General features: G+C 70.0%; 12 protein-coding genes and 2 tRNA genes. 4 read left to right on the top strand and 10 right to left on the bottom strand.

Features of this window, described 5'->3' with window-relative positions:
* Positions 1-135: 135 nt before the first annotated feature.
* On the bottom strand, positions 136-1,605 hold the full coding sequence (locus ACIBAE_RS00805) for a catalase (RefSeq protein WP_399281977.1): 1,470 nt from the start codon (positions 1,603-1,605) through the stop codon (positions 136-138).
* Positions 1,606-1,732: 127 nt separating this feature from the next.
* Between ACIBAE_RS00805 and ACIBAE_RS00800 the strand changes: the two genes are divergently transcribed.
* A complete protein-coding gene (locus ACIBAE_RS00800; protein ID WP_399281578.1) occupies positions 1,733-2,149 on the top strand; it encodes a Fur family transcriptional regulator in 417 nt (138 codons plus the stop codon).
* A gap of 183 nt (positions 2,150-2,332) precedes the next feature.
* Here ACIBAE_RS00800 and ACIBAE_RS00795 read toward each other — a convergent pair.
* The 4 genes from ACIBAE_RS00795 to ACIBAE_RS00780 all read right to left on the bottom strand — a co-directional run bounded on the left by ACIBAE_RS00795 (position 2,333) and on the right by ACIBAE_RS00780 (position 7,695).
* Positions 2,333-2,406: transfer RNA gene (locus ACIBAE_RS00795), tRNA-Met, on the bottom strand.
* A gap of 79 nt (positions 2,407-2,485) precedes the next feature.
* A complete protein-coding gene (locus ACIBAE_RS00790; RefSeq protein WP_399281577.1) occupies positions 2,486-4,465 on the bottom strand; it encodes a tetratricopeptide repeat protein in 1,980 nt (659 codons plus the stop codon).
* A gap of 191 nt (positions 4,466-4,656) precedes the next feature.
* Positions 4,657-4,730, bottom strand: a tRNA-Met gene (locus tag ACIBAE_RS00785).
* Between the two features lie 43 nt (positions 4,731-4,773).
* Positions 4,774-7,695 (bottom strand): UPF0182 family protein, encoded by a 2,922-nt coding sequence (locus ACIBAE_RS00780; protein WP_399281976.1) that lies wholly within the window; start codon positions 7,693-7,695, stop codon positions 4,774-4,776.
* Positions 7,696-7,844: 149 nt separating this feature from the next.
* Between ACIBAE_RS00780 and ACIBAE_RS00775 the strand changes: the two genes are divergently transcribed.
* Complete coding sequence (locus ACIBAE_RS00775) at positions 7,845-8,405, top strand: PPA1309 family protein (protein ID WP_399281576.1); 561 nt, start codon at positions 7,845-7,847, stop codon at positions 8,403-8,405.
* 49 nt (positions 8,406-8,454) lie between these two features.
* Here ACIBAE_RS00775 and ACIBAE_RS00770 read toward each other — a convergent pair whose 3' ends face one another.
* The 4 genes from ACIBAE_RS00770 to ACIBAE_RS00755 form a co-directional block, all read right to left on the bottom strand.
* Positions 8,455-9,543: a PDZ domain-containing protein gene (locus ACIBAE_RS00770; RefSeq protein WP_399281575.1), complete on the bottom strand. Its 1,089-nt coding sequence runs from the start codon at positions 9,541-9,543 to the stop codon at positions 8,455-8,457.
* A gap of 111 nt (positions 9,544-9,654) precedes the next feature.
* Positions 9,655-9,825: a hypothetical protein gene (locus ACIBAE_RS00765; RefSeq protein WP_399281574.1), complete on the bottom strand. Its 171-nt coding sequence runs from the start codon at positions 9,823-9,825 to the stop codon at positions 9,655-9,657.
* A gap of 207 nt (positions 9,826-10,032) precedes the next feature.
* Positions 10,033-10,491, bottom strand: a complete 459-nt coding sequence (locus ACIBAE_RS00760) for a molybdenum cofactor biosynthesis protein MoaE (RefSeq protein ID WP_399281573.1) — start codon at positions 10,489-10,491, stop codon at positions 10,033-10,035.
* 93 nt (positions 10,492-10,584) lie between these two features.
* The gene (locus ACIBAE_RS00755; protein WP_399281572.1) at positions 10,585-11,697 is read right to left on the bottom strand and encodes an SDR family oxidoreductase; all 1,113 of its coding nucleotides are present in this window, start codon (positions 11,695-11,697) and stop codon (positions 10,585-10,587) included.
* Positions 11,698-12,006: 309 nt separating this feature from the next.
* On the opposite strand from ACIBAE_RS00755, the gene ACIBAE_RS00750 reads away from it, so the two are divergent.
* Positions 12,007-13,527 (top strand): zinc-dependent metalloprotease, encoded by a 1,521-nt coding sequence (locus tag ACIBAE_RS00750; protein WP_399281571.1) that lies wholly within the window; start codon positions 12,007-12,009, stop codon positions 13,525-13,527.
* On the top strand, positions 13,524-14,051 hold the full coding sequence (locus tag ACIBAE_RS00745; RefSeq protein ID WP_399281570.1) for an NUDIX hydrolase: 528 nt from the start codon (positions 13,524-13,526) through the stop codon (positions 14,049-14,051). Before ACIBAE_RS00750 ends, ACIBAE_RS00745 begins: the two co-directional genes overlap by 4 nt.
* Before the next feature lie 60 nt (positions 14,052-14,111).
* On the opposite strand, the gene ACIBAE_RS00740 is transcribed toward ACIBAE_RS00745, so the two are convergent.
* Positions 14,112-14,870: an AIM24 family protein gene (locus ACIBAE_RS00740; protein WP_399281569.1), complete on the bottom strand. Its 759-nt coding sequence runs from the start codon at positions 14,868-14,870 to the stop codon at positions 14,112-14,114.
* Positions 14,871-14,885 lie beyond the last annotated feature (15 nt).

Below are 14,885 nucleotides of genomic sequence, written 5' to 3'. Positions count from 1 at the left end.
CTGGGCCCCGGCCCGGCGCGAAGCGGCGGTGCTGACCGGCTGACCCGGTCACCGCTCGCCGACGGAACGGCGACAGGGGCCGCATCCCCGCAAGGACCCGGCCCCTTCCGTCCCACCGGCACCGCCGGTGAGTTGTCAGCCGCGCAGTGCCTGGACCGCCGACTCCAGGCGCTTGCCGAAGTCACCGTCCGCCTGACGGAAGTTGTTAACCGCGCGCTCGGCGATGTCGTCACGCGACACCTTCGAGATGAACTGCGCGAGGTTCTCGATCAGACGGCCCTTCTCGTCCTCGGACAGCAGCCGGTACAGGTTGCCGGCCTGGACGAAGTCGTCGTCCTCGGAGTGCAGGGGCGCCTCGTGATGACCGGTGCCCCCCTGGACCGGAACCGGCTGCCAGAGCGGCTTGTCCGTCTGAAACGGGCCGCCGAAGCTGTTCGGCTCGTAGTTCTTGGTGCCGCTGTGCCGGCCGTCGTACAGGTAGCCGTCCCGGCTGTTGGTGCGCGCCTCGGTGGCGTGCGGACGGTTCACCGGCAGGTGATCGGCGTTGATACCGACCCGGTAGCGGTGGGCGTCGCCGTACGCGAACAGGCGGCCCTGCAGCATCTTGTCCGGGGAGGGACCGATGCCCGGCACGAAGTGGGCCGGCGAGAAGATGGACTGCTCGACCTCGGCGAAGATGTTCTCCGGGTTGCGGTTGAGCTCCAGCTTGCCGATCTCGACCGGCGGGTAGTCCTCGTGCGGCCAGACCTTGGTCAGGTCGAACGGGTTGAAGCGGTACGTGGCCGCGTCGGCCGCCGGCATGATCTGCACCTGCACGGTCCAGGACGGGAAGTCACCGCGCTCGATGGCCTCACGCAGGTCGCGTTGATGGCTGTCCGGGTCGACACCGGAGAGCTTGTTGGCCTCGTCCGTGGTGAGGTTCTTGATGCCCTGGTCGGTCTTGAAGTGGTACTTGACCCAGAAGACCTCACCGGCCTCGTTGTTCCACTGGAACGTGTGCGAGCCGTACCCGTTCATGTGACGCAGCGTCGCCGGGATGCCGCGGTCACTGAAGAGCCAGGTGACCTGGTGGGTGGACTCGGGCGACAGACCCCAGAAGTCCCAGACGTTGTCCGCCTCCTGCGAGCCGGTGTACGGGTCGCGCTTCTGGGTGTGGATGAAGTCGGGGAACTTGATGGCGTCCTTGATGAAGAACACCGGGGTGTTGTTGCCGACGAGGTCGTAGTTGCCCTCTTCGGTGTAGAACTTCAGCGCGAAACCACGGGGGTCACGCACCGCGTCGGCCGAGCCGAGGTTGCCCGCGACGGTGGAGAAGCGAAGGAACGTCTCGGTCTGCTTGCCGACCTCGGAGAGGAACTTCGCACGCGTCCACTGCGAGACATCGCGGGTCAGCGTGAAGGTGCCGTACGCGCCGGCGCCGCGGGCATGCACGACGCGCTCCGGAATGCGCTCACGGTTGAAGTGCGCGAGCTTCTCCAGGAGGGCCTGGTCCTGGACCAGAACGGGACCACCGGCGCCCGCGGTCTCACTGTTCTGGTTGTCGGCGACCGGCGCCCCGGCCTCCGTGGTGAGCGGTCCCTGCGTCACGTGCGCCTCCTGCGTGATTCGCTGCAAGTGCTGTCCCTTGGCGTTTGCCGATCTCGATCCTACGATGGACTTTGTCTAAGTCAAGCAAAGATCCAAAGTCACACCCGTTCGGGACCTAGGTCCCTTCGCTGCTAGGCTGGTGGCTATGAGTGACCTGCTGGAACGACTTCGGGGACGCGGCTGGCGCATGACCGCCCAGCGGCGTGTGGTGGCCGAGGTCCTCGATGGGGACCACATCCATCTGACCGCCGACGAAGTGCACGCGCGGGCCGTCGCGAGACTCCCGGAGATCTCCCGGGCGACCGTCTACAACACCCTCGGCGAGATGGTCACGCTGGGTGAAGTGATCGAGGTGTCCACGGACCGCCGCGCCAAGCGGTACGACCCGAACGCGCATCAGCCGCACCAGCACCTGGTCTGCGCCCGGTGCGGCGCCATCCGGGACGTCCACCCCATCGGCGATCCACTGTCCGACCTGCCGGTCGCCGAGCGCTTCGGCTTCACGGTCTCGGACGTCGAGGTGACGTACCGGGGCACCTGTCCGAACTGCGCGGCCGCGTAGACGGTCCGTACGTACCGCACGTACCGATGAGGAAGGGCCCGGCGGACAACCGCCTGGGCCCTTCCTCATCGGTACGTGCGTGATCGGTCCGCGGAAACCCGGAGTGGGCGCGTGGAAACGGAAAGAGGGCACGGAAACGTCGAAGGCCCGGATCTCTTTCAAGATCCGGGCCTTCGACTTCAGTAGCGGGGACAGGATTTGAACCTGCGACCTCTGGGTTATGAGCCCAGCGAGCTACCGAGCTGCTCCACCCCGCGCCGTTGAATGGAACACTACGTCACGCCGTCGACCAGCGCAAATCCATGGAACGGCCCGGTCCGAGCGGCCTCCGCAAGGTCACGCGGTGAGCTCTTGGTGGAGCGCGTCGCGGAGCCGGGCGGCCCGCTCGGCGACCTCGGCGGGCCCCAGTTCGACGGCGCGGGCGCACCAGCGCTGTCCCTCGGTCAGTTCGCCCCGGCGGGCGGCGAGCAGCGCGAGGCGCAGCGCGGCGCGGCCGTGCCCGGCCTGCGCGGCCCGGCTCCACCACAGGGCCGCCTCCCGCTCGCCACCCTCGCGGGCGAGCAGCAGGCCGAGGTTGAAGGCACCGTTGCGGCTGCCCGCCTCGGCGGCCTCGCGGTACCAGCGGGCGGCGTCCTTGATGTCGCCGCGGGCGGCCGCGAGCATGCCGACCCGGACCTGGGCCCGGCGGTGTCCCTGCTCGGCGGCGCGCTCGTACCACTGCTCGCACTCGCTCTTCACGATGTGCGGTTCCCCGAGGACGGGCAGGCCCGGCGGCGGCTGGCGCGCGTCGAGCAGGGCGGCCAGCCGGAACGCGGCCTCGGCGCTGCCACCGCCCGCGGCACAGCGCAGATGGCGCTCAGCCGACTGCTCGTCGCCCTCGCGCAGGCAGGCGATGCCCACCTGAAGAGCGGCCTCCGTGTGACCGGCGGCCGCCGCGCGTTCGTACCAGCGCAGGGCCGCGCGGCTCTCGTCGCGGCCGGCGTGCAGGATGCCCAGGTTGAAGGCGGCGTCCACACTGCCCGCCTCGGCGGCCTTCGAGAACCACGGCTCGGCGCCCGTCGCGTCGTCGGCCTGGAGCAGCAGGACGGCCAGCGCGTTGGCCGCCTCGCGGTGGCCCGCGTAGGCGGCCTGCCGGTACCACTGTTCGGCCTGGACGGTGCGGTCCTGGGCAGCGCAGAGCAGCCCCAGGTTGTACGCGCCGTTGACGTCGCCCGCGTCCATGGCCGCGCGGTACCACCGCTCGGCGGTCTGCTGCTCGCCTCGGGCGGCATGGAGGGCGCCCAGGGCGTTCGCGGCGTTGCCGTCGCCGTCCTGCGCGGCGCGCAGCCACCAGATCGCCGCGCTCTCCTCGTCGCCGGCGTCCCGCAGCAGGAAGCCGAGGGCGCAGGCGGCCCGGGCGTCGCCGTCCTGGGCGGCGGTGAGGTACCAGTGGCCCGCTTCTTTGAGTTCGCCGCGCTTCTCCAGGATCGCGCCGAGGTGCAGGGCGGCCCGGCTGTGGCCTCGTGCGGCGGCCTGCCGGTACCACTGGGCAGCCTCACTGATGAGCGAAGGCCCGGCGGAGGAGGCGGCGGCGGAAGCCCTGCCGGGGGCCCTGGAGGCCAGCGCCGGGGAGCCCGCGGGCAGGCGGCCCGAAGTCGGCGAGCCCGTGCCGCTGTTGTAGACCACGTCCGCGCCGGAGCGTCCCGGCTCGCGGGCACGGCGCTCCAGCGCGCGGCCGAGCCGGTACGCCGCTTCGCGGTGCCCCTGCTCGGCCGCGGCCCGCAGCCAGCGCTCGGACCCGACATCGCCGCGGTGTTCCAGCAGATCGGCGAGAGCGTAGGCGCCGAGGGCGTGCCCCTGCTCGGCGGACTGGCGCAGCCAGTATTCGGCGGCCGGCTCGTCGCCCAGCTCGCGGTAGTGCCGGCCCAGCGCGTGGGCCGCGGCGGCGGACCCGGCGACGGCGGCGATACGCCACCAGCCGGCCGCCTCGTCCGGATAGCCGCGCTGGTGGAGCAGGACGCCCAGGTTGTTGGCGGCGGCACGCTCCCCTTCGGAGGTCGCGGCGCGCAGGTAGGGCTCGGCTCCGTCGAGGTCGCCGCGGCGGAGCAGCAGGGCACCGAGGACGCTCATCGACGCGGTGTCGCCCGCCTCGGCCGCGCGCCGGTGGCGGGCCTCGGCCTCCGCGGCCTCTTCCGTACCGACGGAGCGCGGGGCGGCCGTCCCGCTCACGGAACCCGCGGCGCCGACGGCGCTCGCGGCGCCCTCAGCGCTTTCGGAGTGTCCTTGCACAAACCGCCCTGTCTCCAACAGAGTTGTCCTATCCCCCATATATTCCATGGTCGCACCACCTGCCACCCGCGTACAGCTGGCATACCGCGACCGTGAGGTGCATTCGGCGTTTTGTCGACATGCCCACAGAGAGACACACCAAACGCTTCCGGGGCCAACTCACCCGTCCTGAGGCACCGTTCGCGCGGGAACATGGCAAGGGCCCGAATCCTCGAAGGATCCGGGCCCTTGACTTCGCGTAGCGGGGACAGGATTTGAACCTGCGACCTCTGGGTTATGAGCCCAGCGAGCTACCGAGCTGCTCCACCCCGCGTCGTTGTGTCCCAACCGTACCACGGGGCGGAGTGGTCACTCGCTCAGCTGCTGTCGCTACCGCCGTTCCCACTGTCGGAGCCGGACCCGGAACCCGCCTCGGCCGCCCGCTGCAGGGCCTCCTGGAGTTCCTGCTGGGCCTTGCCGTACGCCGTCCAGTCCTGCTTCTTGAGCGCCGCCTCACCGGCGTCGTACGCCTTCTGGGCGTCCGCGATGGCCTGCTCCAGCGCCGCCTCCCCGGTCGCGGGCGGCTTCGTGGTGTCGCCCGTCGGCGGCGGGGTCGTCGAGGGCGGGGTCGTCGACGGCGGCTCGGAACCGTCCGTCCGGAACACCGCGTTGAGCGCCTCGCCCAGGCTCTTCTCGAAGACGGGCTTGCCGCCGTAGGAAGCGGCCACCATCTTCAGCAGCGGGTAGTTCGCGGTACCACCGCGCGCGTACACCGGCTCGATGTAGAGGAAGCCTCCGTTGAGAGGCACCGTGAGCAGATTGCCGTACTCGATGTCCGAATCCGTGCCGCGCAGGTTCCTGACGAACTCGGCGACCTTGTCGACCCCGTTGAGCTCGCTCTGCACCTGCTGCGGGCCCTGGACGGTCGAGGTCACTCTCAGGACTCTGATCTTGCCGTAGTCCGTGCTGGTGGCGTCCGCGTCCACGGCCATGAACGCGCCCAGGTTGGGCCGCCCGTTGGGCGTGAAGGTGGTGGTCAGCGAGAACTTCTGCGACGCCTGCCCGGGCATCTTGAGGCTCAGGTAGTACGGCGGGACGGCGTTCTTGTTCCGGTTGGTCGGGTCGTCCGGCACCTGCCACGCGTCACTGCCGCTGTAGAACTGCGCGGGGTCCGTGACGTGGTAGCGGGTGAGCAGTTCGCGCTGGACCTTGAACATGTCCTGGGGGTAGCGAAGATGGGCCAGCAGAGTCGGCTTGATCTCGCTCTTCGGCTGCACCGTGCCGGGGAAGGCCTTCATCCAGGTCTTGAGCACCGGGTCCTTGGTGTCCCACTGGTACAGCTTGACCGTGCCGTCGAACGCGTCGACGGTGGCCTTCACCGAGTTCCGGATGTAGTTGACCTGGTTCTGCTGCGTGACGACCGCGCGCTGGCTGTTGGTCAGCGAGTCGGCCGTGGTGTCGCCCAGCGTCGTACGCGAGGCGTACGGATAACCGTTCGTCGTCGTGTACGCGTCGACGATCCACTGGATGTGGCCGTCTATCACGGCGGGATACGCGTCGCCGTCGATGGTCAGCCAGGGTGCGACCGCTTCGAGGCGCTCCTTGGGGGTGCGGTTGTAGAGGATCCGCGAGCCGTCACCGATGGCGCCGGAGTAGAGCATCTGGGGCTCGCTGAAAGCCATCGCGTAGGCCGCGCGGTTCAGCGGGCTGGAGAGGTCGACCCCGCTCTTGCCCGAGTAGCTCGTCGTCCTCTCGCCGTTCTTCTCGTAGTCGAGCTCCTTCTGCGGCCCGCCCACGATCGAGTACTGCTCGGTCTTCTCGCCGTAGTAGACCCGCTGCTCGTACGAACCGAGCTGACCGCTCGTCGGCAGACTGGACTCGGTGAAGTCCGGAGCGCCGGCGGTGCCCTCGTTCTCGTCGGTCACCGTGTTCGTGCCCCTGGCCGCGATCACACCGTACCCATGGGTGTACGTGAAGTGGTCGTTGATCCAGTTGCGCTTGGGGATACCGCTGATGTTCAGCTCACGCAGACCGACGACCGTGTCCTGCGGCGTGCCGTCGGGTCCGGTGTAGCGGTCGACGTCCAGCGTGGCGGGGAACTGGTAGTACTTGCGCTCCTGCTGAAGCTGCTGGAAGGCGGGCGAGACGACATTGGGGTCGACCAGCCGGTAGCTGGCGGCCGTGTTGGCCGCCTCGCGCTGCGCGGCCTTCGCGCCCGGATCGCCCTTGCCGTCGTAGTCCTGCACATCGGCGCCCTCGATGCCGTACGCCTCGCGCGTGGCCGTGATGTTCTTCTTGATGTACGGCGCTTCCTTGGCCTGCTCGTTCGGTTCGACCGTGAACTTCTGCACGATCGCCGGGTAGAGGCCGCCGATGAGGATCGCGGAGAGCACCATCAGACCGAAACCGATCACCGGCAGCTGCCAGGTCCGGCGCCAGAGCGTCGCGAAGAACAGCACGGCACAGATGACCGCGATGCAGAAGAGGATGGTCTTCGCCGGGAGATAGGCGTTGGCGTCGACGTACCGCAGGCCCGTCCAGTTGCCCGCCGCCTTGAAGTCGCTGGACTTCACGGCCAGGCCGTACCGGTCCAGCCAGTACGCCACCGCCTTCAGCGAGACGAACAGTCCGAGCAGCACCGAGAGATGGCCGGTGGCCGCGCCGGTCGCCCGGGCACCCGGGCTCGTCACGCGCAGCCCGCCGTACAGATAGTGGGTCAGCGCGGCGGCGATCAGCGACAGCACGGCGGCCGCGAAGCCGAAGCCGAGCAGGAAGCGGTACCAGGGCAGATCGAACGCGTAGAACGACACGTCCATCTTGAACTGGGGGTCGGTCTGGCCGAAGGCCACTCCGTTCACCCACATCAGCCACAGGCGCCACTGGCCGGCGGCGGAGGCCCCGGCGATCAGCCCGATCAGGGCGGTGACCGCGAGGAGGACCCACTTCTTGTACGGGGCGATGCCCATCCGGTAGCGGTCGAGGTTCTGCTGCTCCATCGACATCGCGCTCAGCGGCGGCCGCAGCCGGTGCGCCAGCCAGATGTTCACACCCACGATGACGGCCATCAGCAGGCCGAAGACCGCGAACAGGCCGATCTTGGTCCACAGGGTGGTGGTGAAAACCGATGAGTAGTCGACCGAGCGGTACCAGAGCCAGTCCGTCCAGAACCCGGAGAACATGACGAACAGCATGGCCAGGACGGCCAGCGCGCCCACCGTCATGAGCAGGTTACGGGCGCGCCGGGAGGGCCGGCTCACTCTGATCCGTGGCCCCATCGGGCCTGCGCCGCGGTCCGGCATCTGGAAAGCCAACGTGCGCACCTCGAAGTTCGCGGTCGTGTGTTTCAGCGTGTATAAGTGGGCCCCGCGATCGTAGGGCCCACTGATGCAACTTACTGAGGCTTTACCTAGTTCCCGCCACCGGGTCCGGAGGAGGCAGGATATTGAGCATGTCCAATGTTTCTCCCTCCTCAGGTACACCCATGGCCGCGAGCCCGCTGACCCGCGCGGTCCTCGAAATCGACGAGTACGCCTCGGGGCTCGGCTGGGATCAGCCGGCCAGGCTCTTCGCACTCGTCGACACGGCGCGGCTGCGCACCGACGAACCGGAGCTCGCGGCCCAGCTGGGCCTCGACGACGGTGACGCGATCGCTCCGCTCACCCCTATCGAGCAGGACGAGATCCCGGCCGGCACCCCGCTGGACGAGTTTCTCGGCACCATCGCGTGGCCCGGGGCGGTGGCGGGCTGCGCGATGACGGTGGAACGGCTGATGCTGCCGCCGTCCGCCGAGGCGTCCGTACCGGACGGCCTCGACGAGGCCGCCCTCGCCCAGTGGGTCGCCGCCCACCCGAACCGTCAGGAGGTACGGATGACGGTGGCCGTGCTGCGTGACGGCGCCCGGGAGTCGGCGCTCCGGCTGCGCGAGAAGGACTCGCCCAACGAGGTCCTCACCGGCTCCGGTCTGGTCCCGGGGCTGGCCGAAGCGCTCCTCGCCACCTTCGAGTCGTAACCGCTCCACGCCCTCGCCACGTCGGCCCCACGCGCGGGGGCGCGGCCGGTCAGTTCGCCGAACAGCTCGGCAGACCGGACGTGTCCCCGGTGCGGATCTTGTCGAGCGACTTCTTGGCGTCGCTGATGTTCTTCACCTTGACCAGGGTGAGGCCCTTGGGAGTGTCCGAGGCGGCCGCGGCGCAGTTCTCGTCCGGGGTGAGGAAGTACCGGGCGCCCGCGCTCCGCGCGCCGACGAGCTTCATGTCGATGCCGCCGATCGGGCCGACCTCGCCCTTGTCGTCGATCGTGCCCGTACCGGCCACGAAAGAGCCGCCCGTCAGGGAGCCGGGCGTGAGCTTGTCGACGATGCCGAGGGAGAACATCAGCCCGGCGCTCGGTCCACCCACGTCGGCGAGCTTGATGTCGACCGTGAACGGGAAGGTGTGGTCGGTCCCGGCCTGGATACCGACGATGGCCCGGTCGCCCTCGCCGGACTTCGCCGTGGTCACCTTGACCCGCTCGGTGGCGGTGGGCTCCTTGCCGGCCTTCTCCGCAGCCTTGGCGTCCTCGGCCGGAACGATCGTGAAGACGACGTCCTCGCCGGGCTTGTGCCGGGTGACGAATTTCGCGACGTCCTGCGGGTCCTTGACCGGCGACCCGTCCACGTCCTTGATGACGTCCCCGGCGTGCAGCGTGCCTTCGGAGGGGCTGTCCTTGAGGACCGAGGAGACGATGACGCGTGAGGACACCGGGATGCCCAGTTCCTTCAGGGCGGCGACCTTGGCGCTCTCCTGGGACTGGCTGAACTCCTCGGCGTTCTCCTGCGTGGACTGCTCTTCGGTCTTGCCGTCCGGGTACAGGGTGTCGTGCGGCACCACGACGTTGTCGTGGGCCAGCCACCCGTAGACCGCTTCGGCGATGTTCATGTTGTAGTCCGCGCCGGTGACCCTGACCGTCGTCATATTGAGATGGCCGGTCGTCGGGTACGTCTGGTGACCGGAGATCTGCAGGACCGGTTCACCACCGGCGTCACCGAGCGTGTTCACCGTCGGCCCGGGGCTCATCTCCGCGTACGGCACCTTGATGAACACGCCCGCACAGATCAGCGCGATGAGGACGAGGGTGGAAGCGAGCATCGTCGCGGTGCGGCGTGGCATGGAACGACAGTACGGGAAGGGTCTGTCAGTGCACCGCTGGGGCCGGTCCGTACGGGGCTGCCTCCGGGTGGCGCAGCGAACGCGCACGGTCCGCGGAAACGTCAGGCGGCGTCAGGCGGCGTCCGAACCGGAATGCGCCTTCTCCATCGCGTCACGGAAGCGGGCGTAGCCGTTGAGCTCGGCCACGTCCCCGATCGTGCGGTTCCTTGAGGCCCAGCCTCCCCATATCGCCGCGCCTACGGCAGCGAAAAGCGGAATCAACAACCAGGCGAGTGCGGCCATCCCGACCTCCAACCCTCTATGAGCGTCTGCAACTGACCGATCAGCAGATTAACCATCTGCCGAACCAACGCTGCTGGCCGGGGTGCGGTTACGCAAATCGGGCCGTCCGGGTACTTCCAGAGTTTCGGACCCGCCGAACGGGGCGCCCCCGCAGGCGGGCGCTACCCGCCCACCCGTCGCCCGACCACCACCCCCGAGAGGGAGGCGCTACGCGCCCACCCATTCTTCGGTGCCGTCCGTGAATTTCTGGTGCTTCCAGATCGGGACCTGGTGCTTGAGATCGTCGATCAGCTTCCGGCACGCCTCGAACGCCTCCGCCCGGTGCGGGCAGGAGACCGCGACGACAACCGCCAGATCGCCCACCTCCAGATCGCCCACCCGGTGGACGGCGGCCAGCGCGCGTACGGGGTGGTCCGCGACGACCTTCTCCGCGACGCGTCTCAGCTCGGCCCCGGCCGACGGATGGGCCGAATAGCCCAGCCGGTCGACATCGGCGCCCCCGTCGTGATTGCGCACCGTGCCGACGAAGAGGGCCGTGCCACCCGCCGTGTCGTCCCCGACCGCGCGGAAGACCTCGTCGACGCTCAGTGGGGTGTCGCGGATCGCCAGCAGTCGGATGGGGTCCTGCGCCACCTGCTCACCCCGGCGGGAATGCGTGCTCACCATGGAGTCCATCGTGCCGTACGGCACCGACAACCCGGAACCACCGCCAACCCGGAACCGCGCGGTCCGGCCGCCCCCGGCGCCGCCGGACAGGGTCTAGAGCCGGCGCCGTGCCTTGCGAGCACGCCGTACCAGCGCGGCCGTACCGAGCAGCGCCACCGTGGCACCCGCGGCCCCGGCGGCGGTGGCGTCCTTGCGGCCGAGCCGGCGGCCCGCGACCGTGTGGCGGCCCTCCACCTCCTCCAGCAGCGCGGCGAGGACCTCCTCGTTGGTCCACGCCGGCCGCCAGCCGGCGTCGTGCAGCCGGCTGACACTGACGACCCAGGGATGCATCGTGTACGCGAGATCCCCCGCCGGTGAGGGGGTGAGGCCGATCCGGTGGAGCCGGGCCGCGGCGCCGAGCGCGACGGCGGACGGCAGTTCCATCCGGCGGATGGAACTCAGCTCCTCGACCTCCTCCTGCTCCAGCCAGCCCTCGCAGCCGACCGCGAACTCCCCGTCGACCTTCTCCAGGGCCGCGTATTCCAGCGCGCTGACCAGGTCCTCGACATGGCAGAACTGCCAGGTGGGGCGGGAACCGGCGACGACGAGCAGCCGCGGCGACTCGAAGTAGCGGGTGAGAGCGGTGTCCGTACCGCCGACGAGGACGGCGGGCCGTACGACCGTGACATTGAGCCCGGGGTGAGCGCGGGGCGCCCGCCGGCCGAGCCGCTCGATCTCCAGCAGGTCGCCGACACCGGTGGCCTCGGCGGTCGCGCGCAGTTCCGCGTCCTCGGAGAGCGGGATGTCGTTGTCGGGGAACGCGCCGTAGACCATCGCCGAGGTGCAGAGCACCACCCGGTGCACGCCCGCGGCCGCGGCGGCCGTGAGGACGGTCTGGGTGCCGCGCACGTTGTACGCCGTACGGGCGGCGGCGTCCGTCTCCAGGTCGAGATCGAGCGCCAGATGTACCACGACATCCACACCGCGCAACTTCTCCGCGATGGCCGGATCGCGGACATCCAGGATGTGCCACCGCGCCTCGGAGACCTCCCCCCGGCGCTCGTCGATGGCGATGACCTGCTTGATCTCCTCGGACGCCGCCAGGCGCCGGGTGAGCAGGTCACCGACACCGGAGGCGGCGCCGGTGACCGCGACGACAGGGCCGCGGGACGGGGTCGGGGTGGAGCGGTTTCGCGCTGCGCGAACCTGCGGATCTGGGGAACTCACCGGGCGTCTCCAGCGGTTGTCTTCAGTACGTACGTGAACGACGCGTACGGACCAGGTGACGTCCATCCTGCCGCAGGCCATGGGCCGACGGAGCACCGAGCCCGGAAGCCGCCCGGGTGTCGAAGGCTCCCGGAAGCTGCCGGAGGCGGGAGACACAGCAGGTCGAGGGCAGGGTCCGCGCTCCACAGCCGGGCCCGGCCGGCGGCCAGCGACACGCCCCTCACCCGCCCGCCGCGCCTTAGGCTGGGTGGTGTAGTCGGGCAGCCGCCGCCGGCGGAGAACCGGTGGCCCTACGAGCCGAGGAAACCCGTGAGTGACACCCCATTCGGATTCGGCCTTCCGCCGGAGGAGCCTGAGGACGGCGACGGCAAGAAGAAGGACCCCAGCGGAGGTGGTCAGGGTGCCGGTGGCCAGGGGGGTCCCGGCAACCCCTTCGGCGGGGGCCCCGGCAATCCCTTCGGCGGCTTCGGTCTGCCGGGCGGTGCGGGCGGCGGAGACAATCCGTTCGCCGCGATGTTCGGCTCGCTGAACCCGAACGATCTGGGCGCGGCCTTCCAGCAGCTCGGGCAGATGCTCAGCTACGAGGGCGGTCCCGTGAACTGGGACATGGCCAAGCAGATCGCCCGCCAGACGGTCGCGCAGGGTACGTCCGACGGCACGAAGGACGAGAGCGTGGGCCCGGCTGAACGGTCCGCGGTCAATGAGGCGGTACGGCTGGCCGATCTGTGGCTGGACGGCGTGACCTCGCTTCCCTCCGGCGCCGGCACGGCGGTGGCCTGGAGCCGCGCCGAGTGGGTCGAGGCGACCCTGCCCGCGTGGCAGCAGCTCGTCGACCCGGTCGCGGAGCGGGTGGGCACGGCCATGGGGGATGTCCTGCCCGAGGAGATGCAGTCCGTCGCGGGTCCGCTGATCGGCATGATGCGCTCCATGGGCGGCGCCATGTTCGGCCAGCAGATCGGACAGGCCGTGGGCGTGCTGGCGGGTGAGGTGGTGGGCTCGACGGATGTCGGGCTGCCGCTCGGCCCGGCCGGCAAGGCCGCTCTGCTGCCGCTGAACATCGAGGCGTTCAGCAAGGACCTCGGTGTGCCGAAGGACGAGGTCCGGCTGTACCTGGCGCTGCGCGAGGCCGCCCATCAGCGGCTCTTCGCCCATGTGCCGTGGCTGCGGTCGCACATGTTCGGCGCGGTCGAGGGCTACGCCCGTGGGATCAAGGTCGACACCTCCAAGCTGGAGGACGTGGTGGGGCAGTTCGACCCCAGTCACCCCGAGGAGATCCAGGAAGCACTCCAGCAGGGCATGTTCCAGCCGGAGGACACCGCCGAGCAGAAGGCGGCGCTGGCCCGTCTCGAAACGGCGCTCGCGCTGGTCGAGGGCTGGGTGGACGCGGTGGTGCACGAAGCCGCCAGGAGCAGGCTCACGGGTGCGGACGCGCTGCGCGAGACGCTGCGCAGGCGCCGGGCCTCCGGTGGCCCCGCCGAGCAGACCTTCGCCACCCTGATCGGTCTCCAGCTGCGTCCGCGCCGGCTGCGCGACGCCGCCCGGCTGTGGGCCTCGCTCACGGACGCGCGCGGCGTCGACGGGCGCGACAATCTGTGGGAGCACCCGGACATGCTGCCGACGGCGTCCGACCTGGACGACCCGGACGGCTTCGTCCACCGCGAGCAGCTGGACTTCTCCGAGCTGGACAGGATGCTCGGTGAGGCGGCGGGCGGAACAGGCGGCGCCGGTGACAGCGGCAAGCCGGACCTGACGAAGCACGAGCAGAGCGGCCCGGACGAGAACGCCCCGGGCGACGGCCCTGCCGAGGGCAAGGACGACACCGACAAGTGAGCCTGCACGACGACGCCGTCCTCGTACTCAAGGGGTACGAGGACCAGGAGGAGCTGCGCGAGCTCTACCTCGGCCATCTGGCCGCCCACCCGGACGGAATGTGGAAGGCGTGTGAGGCCGGGCATCTGACGGCGAGCGCGCTGGTGATCGATCCGGAGCGGGACCGCGTACTGCTGACCCTGCACAGAAAGCTCGGCATGTGGCTCCAGATGGGCGGCCACTGCGAGCCCGGGGACAGCACGCTGGAGCTGGCCGCGCTGCGTGAGGCCACGGAGGAGTCCGGGATTCAGGGACTCGCCCTGCTGCCGGGCGGTCCCGTGCAACTGGACCGGCATGCTATTCCGGCGCCCTGCCGGTGGCATCTCGACGTCCAGTACGCGGCGCTGGCTCCGGCCGGCGCGGTCGAGGCGATCAGCGAGGAGTCACTGGACCTCCGCTGGTTCTCCTACGACGAGGCCGCGGATGTGGCCGACGGCTCCGTCGCGAGCCTGCTGGAGCGCACGCGCGTGGCGCTGGGCCGGTGAGTCCGGGCGGAGAGGGGCGGCCCGCGCGAGGGCCCGCGCCTCTCCGCCCGGGGCCCGGGGTCACCTGCTCCAGACGTTGTTCTGGTTCTGCCCGTGTGCGCCCTGCTGTCCGACGCCGTACTGCGCCGCGAGGCCCTGGCCGATGGCCGCGTTCTGCGGGGGCATGACCTCACTGGGCTGAACGAGGGCGAAGCCCTGCCCCAGGAAGCTGAGCTCCCAGCCCTCGCCGGTGTTGCCCCGCCGCCTCCGTATGCCCGAGGAGTGCGTCTGCGCCTGCATCTGCACGCGCAGACCGGAGGACCAGGCGACGACCGCGTCCGCGTCGGCGTTGACGTACGTGTCAGGTGTGACCCGCAGCATCAGCGGCTGGCCCGACGTCATCAGCGCGACCTTGCCCCGGCCCGAGATGTTCAGCTGGTACTTGCCGGAGCCCGAGACGCCGTACTGGGTGTCCACCGCGATGATTTCGGTGTGCAGCGCGGAGTCGAGCGCCAGCACGTAGGCGCTGTCCACCGTCATGCCGTCGTGGTCGATGTCCACGACATGGATGTCCTGCGCGAGGTTGGCGAAGTAGACCGTGCCCTGCCCGTGGCAGCGCATCAGCTCAAGTCCCGCGCCGGTGCGTGCGCCGGCCCGGCGCCGGTTCTGCGGCTGGTACTCACCGTCGAAGTCGATCAGCCCCTGGTAGGCGACCATCGCGCCCTTGCGGGCGAGGATGTCGTCCTGGCCGGAGAGGGCGACCCGCAGCAGCTGCGGGTTCTGCACGACGTACCGGTCCTCGGACCGCTGTTCCGTCAAGGCGAAGAGCGGACTCTGCATGGTGTGTTCTCGCTT

This window comes from Streptomyces sp. NPDC051569 (genome assembly GCF_044454085.1).
In the GTDB taxonomy this organism is placed as follows: domain Bacteria; phylum Actinomycetota; class Actinomycetes; order Streptomycetales; family Streptomycetaceae; genus Streptomyces.
This window is presented reverse-complemented; position numbering and strand designations above follow the sequence as displayed.